We start from the raw sequence: 19,984 nt of genomic DNA, 5'->3' as shown, positions 1-19,984 counted from the left end.
ACAAGATCCCCAACAGAGGTTACCGACTGGTATTGACCCACTGGTATCGAAGGGGGCGGCAGCCATGAGCAGGACCACGACCGGGCCGGCGGGACGCGACGATCAGCGCGGGCCCGGCGGTGCCGGAAGCCGGCGGCCCGAGCGGCTGACCCCGCACGAGCTGTTCGCGCAGAAACTGCTCGCGGTGCTCAGCGGCGAGCGTCCGGTGCACTGGATGCTCGGCCTCACCGTGGGCGAGGCGTACGAGCAGCTGGTGCGGCTCGCCCCGGGCACCCCCTTCCGCACCCGCGGCGCCCGTCCCGTCGTACGGTCCTGCCGCGCGGCCCCGCCGGCCCGCGGGATCGTCGAGGCGGCCGCCTGCATCGCCGCGGGCGAGCAGGTGCGTGCCATGGCCTTCCGGCTGGAGCAGGGCGCCGACCTGCGCTGGCGCTGCGCCGCCGTGGAGCTGGGCGGTGAACGCGTACCGGCGTAGCGGGGTACGGCGAGGGGCCCGGCACCTGTCCGGTGCCGGGCCCCTCGATCGCGTACCGCGCCGCTACTTCTTGCGGCGGCGGCCGCCCGTCGTCTTCTGCGCCTTGCGGCGCTCGGCGCGCGTCAGGCCGTCGCCCTCGGAGCGGGCCTGCTCGTCGTCACCGTTGTCGAAGTCGCCCTCGACGATGCCGCCCTCGCCGTCCACCGTCGGCGCCGAGAAGTGCAGCCGGTCCGGGCGCTGCGGGGCGTCCAGGCCCTTGGCCCGGATCTCCGGACGCGCGGCCGGGATGGTGTCCTCCTTGGTGAGCGAGGGGGCGTCGGTGAGCGCGGCGTCCACGACCGGGACCTCCTCGACCTGCTGCTCGACCTGGACCTCCAGGTTGAACAGGTAGCCGACCGACTCCTCCTTGATGCCCTCCATCATGGCGTTGAACATGTCGAAGCCCTCGCGCTGGTACTCGACCAGCGGGTCCTTCTGCGCCATGGCCCGCAGGCCGATGCCCTCCTGGAGGTAATCCATCTCGTAGAGGTGCTCGCGCCACTTGCGGTCGAGGACCGAGAGCACCACGCGGCGCTCCAGCTCACGCATGATGTCGGAGCCGAGCTGCTCCTCACGGGAGGCGTACTGCTCGTAGATGTCGTCCTTGACGGACTCGGCGATGAACTCGGCCGTGATGCCCGCACGGTCGCCCGCCGCGTCCTCCAGCTCCTCCACGGTGACCTTCACCGGGTAGAGCTGCTTGAAGGCGCCCCACAGCCGGTCCAGGTCCCACTCCTCGGCGAAGCCCTCGACGGTCTCGGCCTGGATGTAGGCGTCGATCGTGTCGTCCATGAAGTGGCGCACCTGGTCGTGCAGGTCCTCGCCCTCCAGGACGCGGCGGCGCTCGCCGTAGATGACCTCGCGCTGGCGGTTGAGCACCTCGTCGTACTTCAGGACGTTCTTGCGGGTCTCGAAGTTCTGCTGCTCGACCTGCGACTGGGCGGACGCGATCGCGCGCGTCACCATCTTGTTCTCGATCGGCACGTCGTCCGGCACGTTGGCCATCGCCATGACGCGCTCGACCATCTGGGCCTTGAACAGGCGCATCAGGTCGTCGCCGAGCGACAGGTAGAAGCGGGACTCGCCCGGGTCGCCCTGACGGCCGGAGCGGCCGCGCAGCTGGTTGTCGATGCGGCGGGACTCGTGGCGCTCGGTGCCCAGCACGTACAGACCGCCGAGGTCCTTGACCTCTTCGAACTCGGCCTTGACGGCCTGCTCGGCCTTCTCCAGGGCGGCGGGCAGCGCGGCGGCCCACTCCTCGACGTGCTCGACCGGGTCGAGGCCCGCCTGGCGCAGCTCGGCCTCGGCGAGGTCGTCCGGGTTGCCGCCGAGCTTGATGTCGGTGCCTCGTCCGGCCATGTTGGTGGCGACGGTGACGGCGCCCTTGCGGCCGGCCTGGGCCACGATGGTGGCCTCACGGTCGTGCTGCTTGGCGTTGAGCACCTCGTGCTGGATGCCGCGCTTGGAGAGCTGCTGCGAGAGGTACTCGGACTTCTCGACCGAGGTGGTGCCGACCAGGATCGGCTGGCCCTTCTCGTGCTTCTCGGCGATGTCGTCGACGACCGCCTCGAACTTGGCGACCTCGGTGCGGTAGATCAGGTCCGACTGGTCCTTGCGGACCATGGGCCGGTTGGTCGGGATCGGGACGACGCCCAGCTTGTAGATCTGGTGGAACTCGGCGGCCTCGGTCATCGCCGTACCGGTCATGCCGGACAGGCCGGGCCCTTCCTTGCCCTCCTGGTCGTGGCGCTTGTAGAGGCGGAAGAAGTTCTGCAGGGTGATCGTGGCGAGCGTCTGGTTCTCGTCCTTGATGTCCACCCCTTCCTTCGCCTCGATCGCCTGGTGCATGCCCTCGTTGTAGCGGCGGCCGGCGAGGATACGGCCGGTGTGCTCGTCGACGATCATGACTTCGCCGTCCATGACGACGTAGTCCTTGTCCTTCTTGAACAGTTCCTTCGCCTTGATGGCGTTGTTCAGGTAACCGACGAGCGGGGTGTTCACCGACTCGTAGAGGTTGTCGATGCCCAGCCAGTCCTCGACCTTGGCGACGCCCGGCTCGTGGATGGCGACGGTGCGCTTCTTCTCGTCGACCTCGTAGTCGCCGGTCTCCTCGATGCCCTTCAGCGGGTTGCCCGCCTCGCCCTTGGTCAGGCGCGTCACCAGCTTGGCGAAGTCGCCGTACCACTTGGTGGCCTGGTCGGCCGGGCCGGAGATGATCAGCGGCGTACGCGCCTCGTCGACGAGGATCGAGTCGACCTCGTCGACGATCGCGAAGTTGTGGCCGCGCTGGACGAGCTCGTCCTGGGACCACGCCATGTTGTCGCGGAGGTAGTCGAAGCCGAACTCGTTGTTCGTGCCGTACGTGATGTCACACGCGTACATGGCGCGACGCTCGGCGGGCGACATGTTGGCGAGGATGCAGCCGACCTCGAGACCGAGGAACTTGTGCACCCGGCCCATCATCTCGGAGTCGCGCTCGGCCAGGTAGTCGTTGACCGTGATCAGGTGCACGCCCTTGCCGGACAGCGCGTTGAGGTAGGCCGGCAGCGTACCGACGAGGGTCTTGCCCTCACCGGTCTTCATCTCGGCGACGTAGCCGAGGTGCAGCGCGGCGCCGCCCATCATCTGGACGTCGTAGTGGCGCTGGCCGAGGACGCGCTTGGCGGCCTCACGCACGGTCGCGAAGGCTTCGGGGAGCAGGTCGTCCAGGCTCTCGCCGCCCGCGTACCGCTCCTTGTACTCGTCGGTGAGGGCTCGCAGCTCGGCGTCGGAGAGGTTGACGAAGTCCTCTTCGATGGAGTTGACCTGGTCCGCGATGCGGTGCAGCTTGCGCAGGATCTTGCCTTCGCCTGCACGCATGATCTTTGAGAGGACGGACACGGGGGTTGGTCTCCTTGCCGGTCGGGCCTGGCGCGGTCGAGTGGCTATGGGTGTGGATACAGCAACGGTCATCGTATGCGAGGACCCGGCCGCGCCGGGAGTCTGCTGTTACGACAACGGACAGGACTCCCCGAAGGTGCCGGGCTGAGGCGGAAATGGGGTGGCCCGGCGGCCCTGGACCCGCGCAGAATCGGGCGATGGAACCCGTCACGCTCACCTCCGAGCGGCTGCTGCTGCGTCCGCTCGGCCCGCAGGACATCGACGCCGTCCACGAGGGCGCGCAGGACCCGGCGGTCCAGCGCTGGACGACCATCCCGTCCCCCTACGCGCGCTCCGACGCCGAGACCTTCGCCGGGGAGATCGCGCCGCAGGCCTGGAAGTCCGGCACCGAGTACTCCTTCGCGGTCCTCCCCAGGGACGGCGGTCCGCTGCTCGCCGTCACGGGCGTCATGGCGCGCGGCTCGGGCACCGCCGAGATCGGCTTCTGGGCGGTGGCCGAGCACAGGGGACGCGGCTATGTGACGGAGGCCGTGGTGCGGCTCGCCCGCTGGGCGTTCACGGAGGCCGGGATCGACCGTCTCGAATGGCGGGCCGAGGTCGGCAACACCGGCTCGCGGGCCGTCGCCGAACGGGCCGGGTTCACCCTGGAGGGCACCCTGCGCGCGGGCAGCGTCAACAAGGGCACCCGCCGCGACACCTGGATCGGCGCCCTGCTCCCCTCCGACCTGGGCCTGCCGAGCGTGCTTCCGCATCTGCCCGCGCGGGACTGAACCCGGTCGGCGGACCCTGGAGCGCTGTCAGTGGCGGCCACTATCGTGCGGAGCATGACCAGCCTGCCGTCCCCCGCCGTGGAACTGTCCGCCGACGAGGCCCGCCGGATCGCCCTGCGCGCGCAGGGCCTCCTGGGCGCGGCCGACCGCAAGGGCGGGGTGCGCGGGGTGCTGCGCCATCTCGGCGCGGTCCAGCTCGACACCATCTCCGTGCTCGCCCGCTCGCACGAGCTCGTCGCCTACGCCCGCCTCGGCGCGGTCGGCCGCAAACCCGTCGAGGAGGCGTACTGGAGCGGCAGCCATGCCTTCGAGTACTGGTCGCACGCGGCGTGCATCCTGCCCGTCGAGGAGTGGCCGCACTTCGCCTTCCGCCGCCGCGCCTACCGCGCCCGGCCGCACTGGGGCCACGACCTGCCGGACGGCGCCTACGAGCAGGTGATCAAGCAGCTGCGCGCCGAGGGGCCGCTCACGGCAACGGACTTGGGCGGCGCCAAGAACAAGGGCGAATGGTGGGACTGGTCGGCCTCGAAGGTCGCCGTCGAGCGGGCGCTGATGTACGGCGAGGTGGTCTGCACCGAACGGCGCGGCTGGAAGCGGGTGTACGACCTGGCGGAGCGTGCCATTCCGGGCGCGCTGCTCCACGACGACCTGGACGACACGGAGTGCGTACGCCGCCTGGTGCGGCTCGCCGGGCAGTCGCTCGGGGTCGGCACCCGGGCGGACATCGCCGACTACCACCGCCTCAAGGGCGAGCAGTTCGACGCGGTGGTCGCCGATTCGGGTCTGGTGCCGGTCGCCGTGGAAGGCTGGTCCAAGCCGGCCTGGGCCGATCCCGAGGCGCTGGCCACCGCGCCGCGCGGCCGCCACCGCACCACCTTGCTGTCGCCGTTCGACTCACTGGTCTGGGAGCGCGCCCGCACCGAGCGGATCTTCGGCTTCACCCACCGCCTGGAGGCGTACGTCCCCAAACCCAAGCGGATCCACGGGTACTTCGCGATGCCGCTGCTCTCCGGCGGCAGGCTGATCGGCCGGGTCGACCCGGCGCGCGAGGGGCGCACCCTGGTCGCGCGTCAGGTCTCGCTGGCCTCGCCGAAGGCCGTCGGCCCCATGGCCCAGGCCTTGGTGGAGGCGGCCCAGTGGGTGCGGTGCGACGCCGTACGGATCGAGCGGGCCGGGACACCCCAGGAGGCGGCCGCACTGACCGCCGCACTCGCTACCTGATCTCCAGGATCTTCTCGCGCATCGCGTAGACCACCGCTTCCATCCTGGAGTGCAGCTGGAGCTTCTCCAGGATGTTGCGCACATGGTTCTTCACGGTGTTCTCGGAGATGAACAACTGCTTGGCGATGTCCCGGTTGTTCATTCCCGTCGCGACGAGCTTGAGGACCTCCAGCTCACGGTCGGTGAGCCGGGGCGCGGGCACCAGGCGGCGCTCGTCGGTGCGCTGGATCATCGATTTGAACTCGGTGAGCAGCTTGGAGGCCATCGAGGGGCTGATCTGCGACTGGCCGTCGGCGACCGCCCGGATCGCGGTGGCCACCTCGTCGGTGGAGATCTCCTTGAGGAGGTAGCCGGTCGCGCCGGCCTTGATCGCGTCGTAGAGGTCGGCCTCCTCGTCGCTGATCGTCAGCATGATGATCTTCGCGCTGGGAGCCACCTCCTTGATGGAGGTACACGCCTCGATGCCGCCGCGCCGGGGCATCCGCACATCCATGAGGACGATGTCGGGCAGCAGGTCGGCCGCCTTGTCCACCGCCTCCGCGCCGTCCCCCGCCTCGCCGACGACCTGGATGTCCTCCTCGGCGGCGAGCACGATCTCGAGACCCCGGCGGAAGAGGGCGTGGTCGTCCACCACCAGGACCCGGATCGGCTCCTTGCGGGAACCCCCGGTGCCCATGCCGCTCTCGCACTCCCCACTGTTCGGGCTGTCGGCACGGGAACCGTCATGCACCGGCCCGAAGCTGTCCGCCATCGTTCCTCCCCCTGAAGGCCGTGGCCCGAGTTGGTGTGCTGCACCAACCACGCTCCAGGGAGCTGCGGTTGGCGTGCGACGCCATGATTTCATGCCCGGCCGACAGAAAGGTGATCCAGTGGTCGCACGATGGTGCCCCTGGGGGCGCACAAGCGCTCCAGGGGCACCACCACTCGTTGGTACGGCACGCCGTCCGCGAGCGTTCAGCGCGCCGGTCGGCCGGTTCCGGCCGTGGGTTCCACCGGGCGGGGTCAGCCGCCCAGCGCACCGCCCGCGCCGCCCACGTCGTCTCCGGCCAGCGGGTCGGTCTCCAGGTGGATGACGCCGTAGTCGTAGGCGTGTCGCCGGTAGACGACACTGGGCTGCTTCGTCTCCGAGTCGACGAACAGATAGAAGTCGTGCCCGACCAGCTCCATCTCGTAGAGCGCCTGGTCGAGCGTGACGGGCGCCGCCCTGTGCGTCTTCTCGCGCACCACCAGCGGTCCTTCGCCCTGCACTTCGAGCGAGCCGATCCTGGTGGTGGGTACGGCCTCGTCCTTCACGGTGGCCACCAGCTCACCGTTTCCGTTCAACTCCGCGACACCCGGCACGGCGTCGACGACCTCGGCGGCCGAGAGCCGGCCGTTGCCGCGGCGCGTGTAGCGCTTGTCGTGCTGCTTGCGCAGCCGCGCCTCCAGCTTGCCGGTCGCCAGGTCCAGCGCCGCGTACGGGTCCGCCGCCGCCGCCTCCGCGCGGATGACCGGGCCCCGCGAGTGGAGCGTGATCTCCACCCGGTCCGAACGGTCCGCCTGCCGCGGGTTGTGTTCCTTGGACACCTCGACGTCGAGGCTGATTACCTTGCCGTCGAGCTTCTGGATCTTCTCCAGCTTCAGCTTCTCGGCCACGTGCTTGCGGAACCGCTCGGGCACCTCGGTCTTGCGGCCCTTGACGACGATGTCCACGCAGAACTCCGTTCCCGGATCGCTCCGCCTCAACGCGGAGCTGCTCCCTTTTGCACCAGGCCCCGGTGAGTGCCGGAGCCTCGGACTCGGTGACGTATCACCTCCTCCTCCCCCGTCGAGAAGATCCCCACCCCACCCCGTCGGGGGTAAGTGAAAACGCGCCGGAGCTCAGCCATGCATTAAGTGAACGGGCTTTCGCCATTCCTCACAACCGAACATAGCTCGCCCGACGCGATGTCGGCACCCGCTACTGGCACGTACCTCCAGTCAGGTGTTTCTCTCCTCTCACTACCTGCAACGATGCAGATTCTCGGTCAGTTCCGGTTTATTGCGAACGATTCCGGAGTGACCGCGACAACCGCTGCCACGAGCGGCGGTTGGCCTGCATCGCTCTGCGCCTCCCCTGTTCTCCGCCGATGATGCGCGGGTCCCGGCAGTGAAAATCCCGGAATTCCCTGCCTGAGGCATCCATCTCCGTCGGGTAAACCCGTACGGGGTTCCCGTATCCCCGATCCGCTCCCCGCGCCACGGACCACCCGCGCCGCCTCCACGAGCGAGGCTCCCGTGGTCATCAGGTCGTCCACCAGGACCACCTGGCCGCCCGTCAGCAGCCGCGCGCCGCCGCCCGCCACCGTCAGGGCTCCGGAGAGGTTCGCGAGCCTCTGCGGGGCGCTCAGCCCCGCCTGGTCGGCCACCGCGCGGCGCTGGCGCAGCACGGAGGCCACCCGCGCGTCCGTCCCGGTACGCCTCAGCTCCGCGGCGGCCGCGAACGCCACCCGGCGGGTCGCGTCATGCCCGCGGGCCCGTACGGCCCGCCGCGACGACGGGACGGGGACCAGCACGAGGCTCCCGCGGGAGCCGAGCACGCGGGGATTCTGTACGCGGACGACCCCCGCGCGCGGATCCCGGACGCCTGGGTCCCGTGGGCGGAGGCCCCGCGTGCCGGGGTCCTGTGCGCCGAAGCCCCGGACGCGCGGGAGCCACCCGCCGGGCCGCTGGTCTCCCGGCCACGGGTGCCCCGCGGCGGCCCGCACCGCGGCGGCGAGGGCCTGGCCGAGCACCCCGGCGAGGCCCAGGGCGCCCCGCTCCTTGTGGCCGAGCAGCATCGCGCGCACGGCGTCCTCGTAGCCCGCCGAGGCGTACACCACAGGCAGCCCGGCGGGCTCGGGCGCCGGGCGCACCCGGCGTGCCGGCGCGCCGAGCAGCGCCGCCCGGCACCGCTCGCACAGCGCCGTACGCTCCTCGCCGCAGCCGCCGCAGGCGGCCGGCAGCACAAGGCCGGAGAACTCCCGCCACCACCCCCGCATGCCTCCACTGTGCCAACGGGTGCCGCACCCGGCCACCCCTGTGGACAACGGGGAGGGCGGGCCGAGCCGCGCCTGTGGACAACCCGGGGGCGGGCCGGACCGAGCCGTGTCTGGACGCCAGGGAGGGCAGGGAGGGCAGGCCGGGTCGCCCTGTCGGCGGCAGACAGTCCATCCGCACCCGGAGTGACCGAAGTGACCGGACGCGCCCGGGTCAACCGGCGTGCGTCCGGCGCGCTTTGGCCGGCTCAGCCGGGATAGGCCGGCGCGGAGCCCTTCTTGACGGCGGTCTTCCAGTTCGCTCCCGGCGGCAGCCGGACGATGCCGTCCTCCTGCGAGTGCGCCACCAGAGGCATGCGGTCGTCGTCCGTGGCGGCCACGTCCGTCACCTTGTTGACGCTCGGCAGGGTGCCCGCCGCGGAGGTGGAGCCGTCCGTCTGCACATAGCGCAACTGCTGCGAGACCCCGCCGACCTCCTTGCCGACGACGACGAGACGGCTGCGCCCGGCCCAGGACACCGCGGCCACGTCCTCCATCTGCGGTGCGGCGGGCCGCAGTCCGACGACCGAGAGCACACTGTTGGCGCCGTCGTCACTGCGCTCGACGCGGCCTATCTGCAGCGTCGTACGCCCGCCCTGAAGGACGAGCAGGGCCGCCCGCACCCCGTCGGCCGACATGCGCACCTGCTGGATGCGGCCCTCGCCGAGCCCGGCGACATCGACCACCTGGGGCTGCCCCGCGCCCTGCGCGAGACGCAGCAGCCGCGGCTTGGCCGGATCGCGGTCCGCCACCCACAGATCGCCGCGGCCGTCCCAACTCGGCGCCGAAAGGCCCCCGTTGGCGTCCTTGTCGGCGCTGGTCACCGACGTACGGACCAGTTCGCCGCCCGCCGCGAGCGGAGCCACGAACAGCGACTTGCCGTCCGTCGACACCCCGGCCGCGCGCTTCTCGTCCCGCGAGACCGCGACCGTACGGACCTGCTGCGTGCCCTTGCCGAACGGGCCCTGCACCGGCTCCGTCACCACCGAGTCGTCGGAGCCGTCACCGTCGTCGGGGCCGCTCGCCCCGTGCGCGGGACCGCCCGAACCGTCCGAACCCGCGTCGGCGCGCATGCGCTCGACATGGCCGCCGGCGTCCACGAAGTACTGGCCGGGGCTGGTCGACATGCGGTCGGGCGCGTACGTCTCGGCCTGGTCGCCGCTGAGCACGCACAGCTGGGACCCGTTGGCCCGGTCGAGCTCCACCGAGCCGACCCGGGTCGTCGTCAGATCCCGCAAGGTGAACAGCAGCTGCGCGGCCATCCGCTTGCACAGCGCCTCACCGGCGTTGGAGGCCCGCTCGTTCAGCGGGATCTTCAGCGCGTTGCGGTCGTCGAAGGCAAGGGACTTGGTGTCGCCCTTCAACGCCGTTCCCGAAGGAAACTTCGAGGTGACGACGGGTTCGAGCCATCGGGTGGGGCCGTCGAGGACCGACTGGACCGTCTGCGTGATGAGGTTCATCTGCGTCTCGGGGTCGGTGCGCTGACGCACGTACACCGGGTCCGCGACGAGACGGTCCTGCCCCGCCGCGAAGTAGTACTTGTTGACGGAACGGTAGATGCGCTGGAAGTCGGACTGGCCAAGGAGCAGACCCTCCGGCAGCGCGTCGATGCGCCACTCCTTGCCGGTGCCGTCCGGGCCGCTCTGCCGCACCAGGTGAATGGTCTGGCTGTAGGGCTCCTGCGGCTTTGCCGGCTGGTAGGCGCGCTGCTTGTCGACGGTCGCGATGGTCTTGCCGGAGAGCGTGAACGTGAATCCGGTCGAGTCGGCGCCCCGGTCACCGGTCCGGTTGGGCTGCGGGTCGGGGCCTTCGGCCAGGACGGTGACCTGGTCGGCCTGCCAGTCCTTCGCCGCCTTCACGGTCAGATACTGGCGGGCCATCGCGAACTGCGGGTCGTCGCTGGTCATCGCTTCGAGGAAGCCGGCGACGATCTCGTTGGGCTCGGCGCCGGGGCGCGGCGGCACGGCGTACACCTGCACCTGCGAGTCGGCCCGCTGCGACGCGGAGACGGAGTGCACGTCGCCGCTGCTCGGCATGGACGCACAGCCCGAGACCAGCAGCGAGCCGCAGCCCAGCACCACCACGGGCCCCAGCAGCTTGCCGCGGGCCCTCCCCCGGTCAGCGCCCACGGGCCGATCCCTCCTGCTCGCTGGTCTCGTGCTCACTGGTCTCGGCGAGCATCTCGCGCGCCGTGTCGTCCGGGCGTTCGGCGCCGGGACGCGCGCCCGGTTCCGGCTCGCCGAAGTGGCCCACCACCCGGGCCCCGCCGCCGCCGGGGAGCCCGGCCGGGCTCGCCGCGGGCCCCGTGGTGCGCGGGCGCGCGGGGGCGCTGGGCGGCACCGGCAGCGTGGAACGGTCCAGGCGCGGCGTCGGCACGGTGGAGAGCCGGTTGCCCTGCGTCTGCCCGGCGGTGGCCTCGGTCCTGGCTCGTTCGCGGGCGGCCCGCGAGTCCTCGGGCTCCAGGGGTATCGGTGACCCGCGCAGGGGCTCGTCGGCGGTGCGCGGCAGCGTCAGACGGAACTGGGAGCCGCCGCCCGGCTCGCCCCAGGCCTGGAGCCAGCCGCCGTGCAGCCGGGCGTCCTCGACGGCGATCGACAGGCCGAGGCCGGTGCCGCCGGTGGTGCGGGCGCGGGCCGGATCGGCCCGCCAGAAGCGGTTGAAGACCCGGGTGGCCTCGCCGGGCTTGAGCCCCACGCCGTAGTCCCGCACGGCGACGGCGACGGCGCCGCCGGCCGCCGCGAGCCGCACCACGACGTCCTGGCCCTCGCCGTGCTCGACCGCGTTGACCACCAGGTTGCGCAGCACGCGCTCGACCCGGCGGGCGTCGGCCTCGGCGACCACGGGCTGTTCGTCGCCGGAGACGCGTATCCGGGTGCCCTTGCGCTCGGCGAGCGGCTCGGCGCCCTCGATGACGCGGCGTACGACCTGGCGCAGGTCTATCGGCTCGGCCTCCAGGGCCGCCGCGCCCGCGTCGAACCGGCTGATCTCCAGGAGGTCGGCGAGCAGCGACTCGAACCGGTCGAGCTGCCCGGCGAGCAGCTCGGCCGAGCGCGCCGTGACCGGGTCGAAGTCGACCCGTGCCTCATGGATGACGTCGGCGGCCATCCGCACGGTCGTCAGGGGGGTGCGCAGCTCGTGCGACACGTCGGAGACGAACCGCCGCTGCATCCGCGACAGCTCCTCCAGCTGGTTGATCTTGACCTGGAGGTTCTGCGCCATCTTGTTGAAGGCCTCGCCGAGCCGGGCGATGTCGTCCTCGCCGGTGACCTTCATGCGCTCTCTGAGGACGCCCGTGGAGAGCCGCTCGGCCACTCCGGCCGCCATCCGCACCGGCGTCACCACCTGGCGCACCACGAGCCAGGCGATCGCTCCGAGCAGCACCACGACGAAGAGACCGGCGGTGGCCAGGGTCGTCTTGACGAGGGTGAGCGACTTCTCCTCCTGGGCCAGCGGGAAGAGGTAGTACAGCTGGTAGGACTGCCCGTCGACGTCCTTGAGCCGGGTGCCCACCACGAGGCCGGGCTCGGCCTCCTGGCCGTCGGTGAACTTGATCGAGGTGTACGTCTTGAACGCGCCGGTACCCGCGTCGACGTCGTCCCGCAGGCTCTGCGGAACGCTCGCCCGGGGATCGACGTACCCGGAGGCGCGCGGCCCGCGGTTGCTGGACGCCGAGTCGGACGAGGCCGAGCCGAGGGCGACGACGTAGAAGGCGCCCTGGCCGCTGCTGGCGAGCTGGGTCACCAGGTCGTTGCGCCAGCTCACCGAGGAGCCGGAGCCGCGCCCGCCCGACGCGGGGTCGTCGGAACCGGACGAGACGGGGGTGCCCACCTTGTCCTTCGCCACCGCGAACCCGCCCGCGGACTGGCTCTCCGCCGCCTTCTCCTTGGTTTCGAGGAGGCCGTTGCGGACCGCGCCGATGACGACGAAGCCGAGCAGCACGACCACGCCGAGCGACATGAGCAGGGTGGTGGCGACCACCCGCAGTTGGATGTTGCGCCGCCACAGCCGCGCGGCGGGCAGCAGCGGACGCCGCAGCCAGCGCACGACGAGCCGCAGCACCGGACCGCCGGGCGCTCCGTCCTGGAGCAACCGGCCGCCCCAGGACGTCTTGCGCCCAGCCATGTGGGTCATCTCAGCTCGGTCCTGCCTTGTAACCGACTCCACGGACGGTCACTACGATCTCCGGCCGCTCGGGGTCCTTCTCGACCTTCGAGCGGAGCCGCTGGACATGCACGTTGACCAGGCGGGTGTCGGCCGCGTGGCGGTAGCCCCAGACCTGCTCGAGGAGCACCTCTCGAGTGAACACCTGCCACGGCTTGCGGGCGAGTGCGACCAGCAGGTCGAACTCGAGCGGGGTCAGCGCGATCGACTGCCCGTCCCGCTTCACCGAGTGGCCGGCCACGTCGATCACCAGATCGCCGATGGCGAGCTGCTCGGGCGCCGGCTCCTCGGACCTGCGCAGCCGGGCCCGGATCCGGGCTACCAGCTCCTTCGGCTTGAACGGCTTCACGATGTAGTCGTCGGCCCCGGACTCCAGGCCGACCACCACGTCCACGGTGTCGCTCTTCGCGGTGAGCATGACGATCGGCACACCCGACTCGGCCCTGATCAGCCTGCAGACCTCGATGCCGTCCCGTCCGGGCAGCATGAGATCGAGCAGCACCAGGTCGGGCTTGGCGTCACGGAATGCCGCCAGTGCCTTGTCGCCATCCGCTACGAACGACGGCTCAAAACCTTCTCCACGCAACACAATGCCGAGCATCTCGGCCAGTGCGGTGTCGTCGTCGACGACAAGGACGCGTCCCTTCATAAACGTCATCATCCCATTAGCTAATCGTTACCTGGCGTGACCTGGCACACAGCTCCCTCAGCCCGCCGCCTGTCACGGGGGACAGGACACCCTCCTCAGTGACGATCGCCGTGACCAGTTCCGGCGGTGTCACATCGAAGGCGGGGTTGTACGCCTGCGTCCCCAGCGGTGCCACCGGGAGTCCTGAACCGGACCCCCAGACACCCCCCGGGATCTGCGGGGCAGTGAACTCCGTCACCTCCTGGCCGGGACGCTGCTCGACCTCGATCGAGGCGCCGTCAGGGGTGTGGAGGTCCACCGTGGTGACCGGTGCGACCACGATGAACGGCACGTGGTGGTACTTGGCGAGCACGGCGAGCGGATAGCTTCCCACCTTGTTCGCCACCGAGCCATCGGCGGCTATTCGATCGGCTCCGATGAGGACAGCATCCACCTCACCCGCCGCGAACAGCGACCCGGCCGCATTGTCGCTCAGCAGGCTGTACGCCATTCCGCTCCCCGCGGCTTCGTACGCCGTCAGCCGCGCGCCCTGCAGCAGCGGCCGTGTCTCGTCGACCCACAGCCGCCGCAGACGGCCCGCCCGGTGCGCGGCCAGGGCGACCGCGAACGCCGTGCCCTCGCCGCCGGAGACCAGCCTGCCGGTGTTGCAGTGGGTGAGGACGCGGTGACTTCCGCCCGGCAGCAGCTCGTCGAGCAGCGCTAGCCCGTGCCGGGCCATCCGCACGCTGCCCTCGGCGTCCGTCCGGTGCAGCTCCTTGGCCGCGGCGAGCGCCGCCGCCCCGGCCTCGGCCGTCCCGGCGCCCTTCTCGATCGCGGTCCGGTACGCCCCGGCCGCCAGCCGCACCCCGTAGCCGAGGTTGACGGCGGTGGGCCGCGCCCCGGCGAGGTGCTCCGCGGCCTCGTCCACGTCATAGCCGCGCGCCGCGGCCAGCGCCACCCCGTACGCCCCCGCGAGACCGAGCAGCGGCGCCCCGCGTACCGCCAGGGTCTGGATGGCCCGCACCAGGCCCGGCACGTCGGTGCAGACCAGCTCCACCTCCTCGGCGGGCAGCCGGGTCTGGTCCAGGAGGACCAGCACGGGGCCCTCCGGCGGCTCGTCCCAGCGCAGCGAAGGTATCCCCGAAGGTCCGGGCCCCATGGTCGTTCGCACGTCCTGATCAGCCATTCGCCCAGTCTGCCCCGTGAGCCACCGACAAATGAAGGTGCGAACGAGATACAGGGGCCCGTCCATGGCCGGGATCCACATGGCACGATGGCAGCCAACCCGAAGGAATCGGCTCGCAGAGCCGGTTCCGCGACCAAATCCACGAGGTGGACGACCGTGAACGACTCTCCGGGCTGGGCCTCGCCCGGATCTGCCCCTTCCGACGGCGAGAACTCCGGCAAGCCCCCGGTCTCCGAGCCGCCGGAGCGGGCCCACGCCTCCTCGAAGTGGTCCCAGAACCAGCCCCCGGCCGCCCAGTGGTCCTCCCCCGGGCAGGGCCCGACGCCCACGCCGGGGCCTCCCGGCCGGCCCGGCCCCCAGCAGGGGCCCGGCGGCTGGGGCCCGGTCCCCGGACAGGGGCGGCCTCCGGGCACCAACTGGAACCAGAACTACGGCGGCCTCCCCGCCGCCAAGCCCGGAGTCATCCCGCTGCGCCCGCTGGGGGTCGGCGAGATCCTCGACGGCGCCGTCTCCACCGCGCGGGCCCATTGGCGCACCGTGCTCGGCCTGACGCTGGCGGTGGCCGTGGTCGCCGAGGTCGCGCAGCTCGCCGCCACCCGGTTCCTGCTGCCGGAGCCCACCACGATCGACCCCCACGCCACCGGCACCGAGGCCGTCAACCAGGCCCTGGACTCGATGCAGTCGAGCCTGCTCAGCCTGACGCCGCCCCTGATCATCGGTCAGCTCGCCACGCTGCTGACGACGGCCGTCCTGGCCCTGGTGGCCAGCCGCTCCGTACTGGGCCGGCCGACGACCCTGGGTGACACCTGGGCCGAGGCGCGCCCGCGTCTGCTGAGCCTGTGCGGTCTGCTCGGCCTGCTGATCGTCATGTTCGGCGCGATCACCGCCGTCGGTGTCCTTCCCGGGGTGCTCCTGGGCGGGGGCGGCGGTGCCGCACTCGCCGCGCTCGGCGGCCTCGCCGCCTGTGCCGTCACCCTCTGGCTGTACATCCGCTTCATCTTCGCGGGGCCAGCCCTGATGCTGGAACGTCAGGGCATCGGACAGTCCCTGCGCCGCTCCGCCAAGCTGACCAACGGCTCCTGGTGGCGCATCTTCGGCATCAGCATGCTGGCGTGGCTCCTGTCGATGATCGTCGCCATGATCATCGCGCTGCCCTTCACCGCGATCGCGATGGCGCTGGACAGCAGCTCCTTCGACTCCATCCTCAACGGCAGCACCCCTGATTTCGGCTGGTCCTACCTGATCGTCTCCGGCATCGGGGGCGTGATCGCGTCGGCGGTCACCTATCCCCTCGTCGGCGGCGTGACCGCGCTGCTCTACATCGACCAGCGCATCCGCCGCGAGGCCCTCGACCTCGAACTGGCCCGCGCCGCAGGCGTTCCCGGTCACGCCAACCCCGGGAGCTGATGCAGTGTCAGAAGCGGGGGGCTTCATAACGGCACGACTGCTCGGCGCAGCATCCGACGGCCCGCCGGTGGACGTTCCGCGCGACGCGGCCCGCGAGGCCGCGCACCGCGAACTGTCCGATCCGGCATACCACCAGCACGACCCGAGCCTCCTCCAGCGAGCCATGAACAAGTTCTGGGACTGGATCGGCTCGCTCTTCGACTCGGCATCCGGCGCCACCCCCGGCGGTCCGCTCGGCCTGGTCGTCATCGTCGTCGCCGTCCTGGCGCTGATCGGCGCGCTGTGGTGGCGGCTCGGCACACCGCAACGCGCCTTCACCACCGGCGGCACCATCTTCGACGACCGCCCGCGCAGCGCCGCCGAACACCGCGCCGCCGCCGACACGCATGCCGCCGCCCGCCGCTGGAACGACGCGGTCCAGGAACGGATGCGCGCCATCGTCCGCTCCCTCGAGGAACGCGCCCTGCTCGACCCGCGCCCCGGTCGCACCGCCGATGAGGCAGCCGCGGAAGCCGGCCGCCCGCTCCCCGCCCACGCGGACCGCCTGCGCGCGGCGGCCCGCACGTTCGACGACGTCACATACGGCGGCCGCACCGCCGACGAGACCGCGTACCTGGCGCTGCGCGACCTCGACCACGATCTCGAACGCACCAAGCCCGCACTGAGCGACGCCGCCCGGGGAGCCGCCGGATGACCGCCACCACGGCCGCCCCCGCCACCACCTCGATGGCGGCCACACCCCGGCACCTGTGGACCCGCACCCGCGGACTCCTGCTCGCCCTCGCCGTCCTGATCGCCGGAGGCATCACTCTCGCCGCGATGCACTCCGACAGCCGGCACGGCAGCCTCGACCCGCGCTCCCCCGACGAGTACGGCAGCCGTGCCGTCGCCCAACTCCTCAAGGGCCAGGGCGTCTCCACCCGCGTGGTCAGCACGCTCGACGAGGCGACCGCCGCAGCCGGGCCCGACACCACCCTCCTGATCACTGTCCCCGACCTCCTCACCGAGAGCCAGCAGCACCGGCTCCGCGCGGCCACCGCCGGCTCCGGAGGCCGCACCGTCCTCGTAGCCCCCGAATCGCCGTCCCTCGGCACCCTCGCCCCCGGCGTACGCTCCGAGGGCTCCGCCCCCGTCAAGCCGCGTGACCCCGGCTGCTCCGAGCCCGTCGCCGACCGAGCGGGCCGCGCCGATGCCGGCGGAATCCGCTACTCCACCCCGGACGACGACAACCCCGGCTGCTACCCGGTCGACGGTCTTCCCACCTTGCTGACCGTCCCCGCCCCGGGCCGGGGCGACACCGTCCTGCTCGGCGCCCCCGACGTTCTCTTCAACCACCGTCTCGACGAAGAGGGCAACGCCTCGCTCGCCCTCCAACTGCTCGGCACTCGTCAGCATCTGGTCTGGTACCTCCCCTCACTGGGTGACACGTCGGCCACCGACGGCGGCCACCGCTCGTTCTTCGATCTGATCCCGTCCGGATGGCGCTGGGCCACCCTCCAACTCGCCCTCGCCGCCGTGCTCGCCGCCCTCTGGCGAGCCCGCCGCCTCGGCCCCCTCGTCACCGAACACCTCCCGGTCGCCATCCGCGCTTCCGAGGCGACGGAGGGCCGCGCCCGGCTCTACCGCAAGGCGAACGCACGCGACCGCGCCGCCGACACCCTCCGCGCGACCACCCGCGCCCGGCTGGCGCCCCTCCTGGGCGTGTCCTCTTCGGCGGCGCACTCCCCCGAGGTACTCGTGCCGGCCGTCTCCGCCCGGCTCCCCGCAGCCGGCCGCGACCCCCTTTCCCTGCTCTTCGGCCCGACACCGGCCGACGACACCGCACTTGTCCGCCTCGCGGACGAACTTGACGCCCTCGAAAGAGAGGTACGCACTTCATGAGCGACCGCACCCCGGAGACCGCAGCGAACCCGGACAGCGCCCGCGCTTCCCTCGAAGCCCTGCGCGCCGAGATCTCCAAGGCCGTGGTCGGCCAGGACTCCGCCGTCACCGGCCTCGTCGTCGCCCTCCTCTGCCGCGGCCACGTGCTGCTCGAAGGTGTGCCCGGCGTCGCCAAGACCCTCTTGGTGCGCGCCCTGGCCGCGTCCCTCGAACTCGACACCAAGCGCGTCCAGTTCACCCCCGACCTGATGCCGAGCGACGTCACCGGCTCCCTGATCTATGACGCCCGCTCTTCGGAGTTCTCCTTCCAGCCCGGTCCGGTCTTCACCAATCTGCTGCTCGCGGACGAGATCAACCGCACCCCGCCCAAGACCCAGTCGTCCCTCCTCGAAGCGATGGAGGAGCGTCAGGTCACGGTCGACGGAACCCCCCGCCTGCTGCCCGACCCGTTCCTGGTGGCCGCCACCCAGAACCCGGTCGAGTACGAGGGCACGTATCCCCTGCCCGAAGCCCAACTGGACCGCTTCCTGCTGAAGTTGACGGTTCCGCTGCCCTCACGCCAGGACGAGATAAACGTGCTCTCTCGCCACGCGGACGGCTTCAACCCCCGCGACCTCGCGGCAGCAGGCATACGCCCCGTCGCCGGCCCCGCCGACCTCGAAGCCGCCCGTGCCGCCGTGGCCAAGACCTCGGTCTCGGCAGAGATCACCGGCTACGTCGTCGATATCTGTCGTGCCACGCGTGAATCCCCCTCGCTCAGCCTCGGAGTCTCCCCCCGAGGCGCCACTGCCCTGCTCTCCACCGCCCGCGCCTGGGCCTGGCTCACCGGCCGGGACTACGTCATCCCCGACGATGTGAAGGCCCTGGCCCTGCCCACCCTTCGCCACCGCATCCACCTGCGCCCCGAGGCGGAGATGGAGGGTGTCACCGCCGACTCCGTCATCACCTCGGTCCTCGCCCACGTCCCCGTGCCCCGCTGAGGCGACGCCATGGCCCTCACCGGACGCTCAGCACTCCTGGCCGCCCTCGGGTCCGTCCCGATCGGCGCCTTCGCCCCGGGCTGGACCGGAATGCTGGCGGTCAACGCCCCCCTTGCACTCGCAATTCTGTGCGACTACGCCTGCGCCGCGCCAGTGCGAAAGCTCCAGTTCACTCGAACTGGTGATACGTCAGTTCGACTCGGTGACGCGGCCGAAGTGGCCCTCACCGTCACCAACCCGTCGCCGCGCCGGCTCCGCGCCCAGCTCAGAGACGCCTGGCCGCCCAGCAGTTGGCCCGCGGGTGCGGAAGAAGTCGTGTCTCGCCGCGAGTTGACAGTCCCGGCCGGTGAACGCAGGCGCATATCCACGGTGTTGCAGCCGACCCGTCGCGGCGACCGCCACGCGGACCGCGTCACGGTCCGCTCGTACGGCCCCCTCGGCCTGGCCGCCCGCCAGGGCAGCCACGAGGTGCCCTGGTCCGTCCGCGTTCTGCCGCCGTTCACCAGCCGCAAACACCTGCCGTCCCGGCTGGCCCGGCTCCGTGAACTCGACGGCCGCACCAGTGTGCTGACCCGTGGTGAAGGCACCGAGTTCGACAGCCTCCGCGAGTACGTTCCGGGCGACGACACCCGCTCCATCGACTGGCGTGCCACCGCCCGCCAGGGCAATGTCGCCGTACGCACCTGGCGTCCGGAGCGCGACCGCCACGTCCTGATCGTCCTCGACACCGGCCGCACGGCGGCGGGCCGCGTCGGCGACGTCCCTCGGCTCGACGCCTCCATGGACGCCGGTCTGCTCCTCGCCGCCCTCGCGTCCCGAGCCGGCGACCGCGTCGACCTGCTCGCCTACGACCGCCGGGTTCGCGCCCAGGTGCAGGGCCGAGCCACGGGCGAGCTCCTGCCGGCCCTCGTCAACGCCATGGCCACGCTCGAACCCTCGCTGATCGAGACGGACGCGCGTGGTCTTAGCGCGGCAGCCCTGACCCACGCCCCTCGCAGGTCGTTGATCGTCCTGCTGACCAGCCTGGACACCGCGGCGACCGAAGAGGGCCTGCTCCCGGTTCTGCCACAGCTGACCCGGCGCCACACCGTCCTGGTCGCGTCGGTGGCCGATCCCCACATCGAGCGGATGGCGGCGGGCCGCGGCAATGTGGACGCCGTCTACGAATCCGCAGCGGCCGGTCAGACCCAGGAACAGCGCCGTCGCACTGCAGAGAAACTGATGCGCCACGGCGTCACCGTCGTTGACGCCACCCCGGAGCAACTGGCCCCCGCCCTGGCCGACGCCTATCTCGAACTGAAGGCGGCGGGCCGGCTGTAGCCGG

At 71.5% G+C, this 19,984-nt stretch carries 16 protein-coding genes; 8 read left to right on the top strand and 8 right to left on the bottom strand.

Annotated elements, in window-relative coordinates:
- Window positions 1–64: 64 nt before the first annotated feature.
- A complete protein-coding gene (locus OOJ98_RS02330) occupies window positions 65–472 on the top strand; it encodes an Rv3235 family protein (RefSeq protein ID WP_267052925.1) in 408 nt (135 codons plus the stop codon).
- Window positions 473–535: 63 nt separating this feature from the next.
- Here OOJ98_RS02330 and secA read toward each other — a convergent pair whose 3' ends face one another.
- Window positions 536–3,391, bottom strand: coding sequence for a preprotein translocase subunit SecA (gene secA / locus OOJ98_RS02325; protein WP_267052924.1), 2,856 nt, complete (start codon window positions 3,389–3,391; stop codon window positions 536–538).
- Between the two features lie 197 nt (window positions 3,392–3,588).
- Between secA and OOJ98_RS02320 the strand changes: the two genes are divergently transcribed.
- Both OOJ98_RS02320 and OOJ98_RS02315 read left to right on the top strand, forming a co-directional pair.
- Window positions 3,589–4,161 (top strand): GNAT family N-acetyltransferase, encoded by a 573-nt coding sequence (locus OOJ98_RS02320; RefSeq protein ID WP_267052923.1) that lies wholly within the window; start codon window positions 3,589–3,591, stop codon window positions 4,159–4,161.
- A 54-nt stretch (window positions 4,162–4,215) separates the two neighbouring features.
- A complete protein-coding gene (locus tag OOJ98_RS02315) occupies window positions 4,216–5,382 on the top strand; it encodes a winged helix-turn-helix domain-containing protein (protein ID WP_267052922.1) in 1,167 nt (388 codons plus the stop codon).
- Here OOJ98_RS02315 and OOJ98_RS02310 read toward each other — a convergent pair.
- The 7 genes from OOJ98_RS02310 to mtnA form a co-directional block, all read right to left on the bottom strand.
- Window positions 5,375–6,133 (bottom strand): response regulator transcription factor, encoded by a 759-nt coding sequence (locus OOJ98_RS02310; protein ID WP_267052921.1) that lies wholly within the window; start codon window positions 6,131–6,133, stop codon window positions 5,375–5,377. The two genes, OOJ98_RS02315 and OOJ98_RS02310, sit on opposite strands and share 8 nt — an antisense overlap.
- 251 nt (window positions 6,134–6,384) lie before the next feature.
- Window positions 6,385–7,107 carry a ribosome-associated translation inhibitor RaiA gene (gene raiA / locus OOJ98_RS02305; protein WP_267052920.1) on the bottom strand — a complete coding sequence of 241 codons (723 nt, stop codon included), beginning with the start codon at window positions 7,105–7,107 and terminating at the stop codon, window positions 6,385–6,387.
- A gap of 281 nt (window positions 7,108–7,388) precedes the next feature.
- Window positions 7,389–8,381: a ComF family protein gene (locus tag OOJ98_RS02300; protein ID WP_267052919.1), complete on the bottom strand. Its 993-nt coding sequence runs from the start codon at window positions 8,379–8,381 to the stop codon at window positions 7,389–7,391.
- Window positions 8,382–8,626: 245 nt separating this feature from the next.
- On the bottom strand, window positions 8,627–10,453 hold the full coding sequence (locus OOJ98_RS02295; RefSeq protein ID WP_267055475.1) for an LpqB family beta-propeller domain-containing protein: 1,827 nt from the start codon (window positions 10,451–10,453) through the stop codon (window positions 8,627–8,629).
- An 82-nt stretch (window positions 10,454–10,535) separates the two neighbouring features.
- Window positions 10,536–12,539, bottom strand: a complete 2,004-nt coding sequence (gene mtrB / locus OOJ98_RS02290; protein ID WP_267052918.1) for an MtrAB system histidine kinase MtrB — start codon at window positions 12,537–12,539, stop codon at window positions 10,536–10,538.
- Window positions 12,540–12,549: 10 nt separating this feature from the next.
- Entirely contained in the window at window positions 12,550–13,239 is a 690-nt protein-coding gene (gene mtrA, locus OOJ98_RS02285) for a two-component system response regulator MtrA (RefSeq protein ID WP_189389435.1), read from the bottom strand.
- A gap of 4 nt (window positions 13,240–13,243) precedes the next feature.
- Window positions 13,244–14,392, bottom strand: coding sequence for an S-methyl-5-thioribose-1-phosphate isomerase (mtnA, locus tag OOJ98_RS02280; protein WP_267052917.1), 1,149 nt, complete (start codon window positions 14,390–14,392; stop codon window positions 13,244–13,246).
- A gap of 156 nt (window positions 14,393–14,548) precedes the next feature.
- On the opposite strand from mtnA, the gene OOJ98_RS02275 reads away from it, so the two are divergent.
- Genes OOJ98_RS02275 through OOJ98_RS02255 form a run of 5 tightly spaced genes read left to right on the top strand, consistent with a single transcriptional unit; the run spans window position 14,549 to window position 19,980 of the window.
- Window positions 14,549–15,799, top strand: coding sequence for a glycerophosphoryl diester phosphodiesterase membrane domain-containing protein (locus OOJ98_RS02275; protein WP_267052916.1), 1,251 nt, complete (start codon window positions 14,549–14,551; stop codon window positions 15,797–15,799).
- Window positions 15,800–15,803: 4 nt separating this feature from the next.
- Window positions 15,804–16,493 (top strand): DUF4129 domain-containing protein, encoded by a 690-nt coding sequence (locus OOJ98_RS02270; RefSeq protein WP_267052915.1) that lies wholly within the window; start codon window positions 15,804–15,806, stop codon window positions 16,491–16,493.
- Window positions 16,490–17,680, top strand: a complete 1,191-nt coding sequence (locus OOJ98_RS02265) for a DUF4350 domain-containing protein (protein WP_267052914.1) — start codon at window positions 16,490–16,492, stop codon at window positions 17,678–17,680. Before OOJ98_RS02270 ends, OOJ98_RS02265 begins: the two co-directional genes overlap by 4 nt.
- Entirely contained in the window at window positions 17,677–18,660 is a 984-nt protein-coding gene (locus OOJ98_RS02260; RefSeq protein WP_267052913.1) for a MoxR family ATPase, read from the top strand. The genes OOJ98_RS02265 and OOJ98_RS02260 overlap by 4 nt, the downstream gene beginning before the upstream one ends.
- Window positions 18,661–18,669: 9 nt before the next feature.
- The gene (locus OOJ98_RS02255) at window positions 18,670–19,980 is read left to right on the top strand and encodes a DUF58 domain-containing protein (protein ID WP_267052912.1); all 1,311 of its coding nucleotides are present in this window, start codon (window positions 18,670–18,672) and stop codon (window positions 19,978–19,980) included.
- The last annotated feature ends 4 nt before the right edge of the window (window positions 19,981–19,984 follow it).

The sequence above is a fragment of the Streptomyces sp. NBC_00083 genome (genome assembly GCF_026343295.1).
Lineage (GTDB): Bacteria > Actinomycetota > Actinomycetes > Streptomycetales > Streptomycetaceae > Streptomyces.
This window is presented reverse-complemented; position numbering and strand designations above follow the sequence as displayed.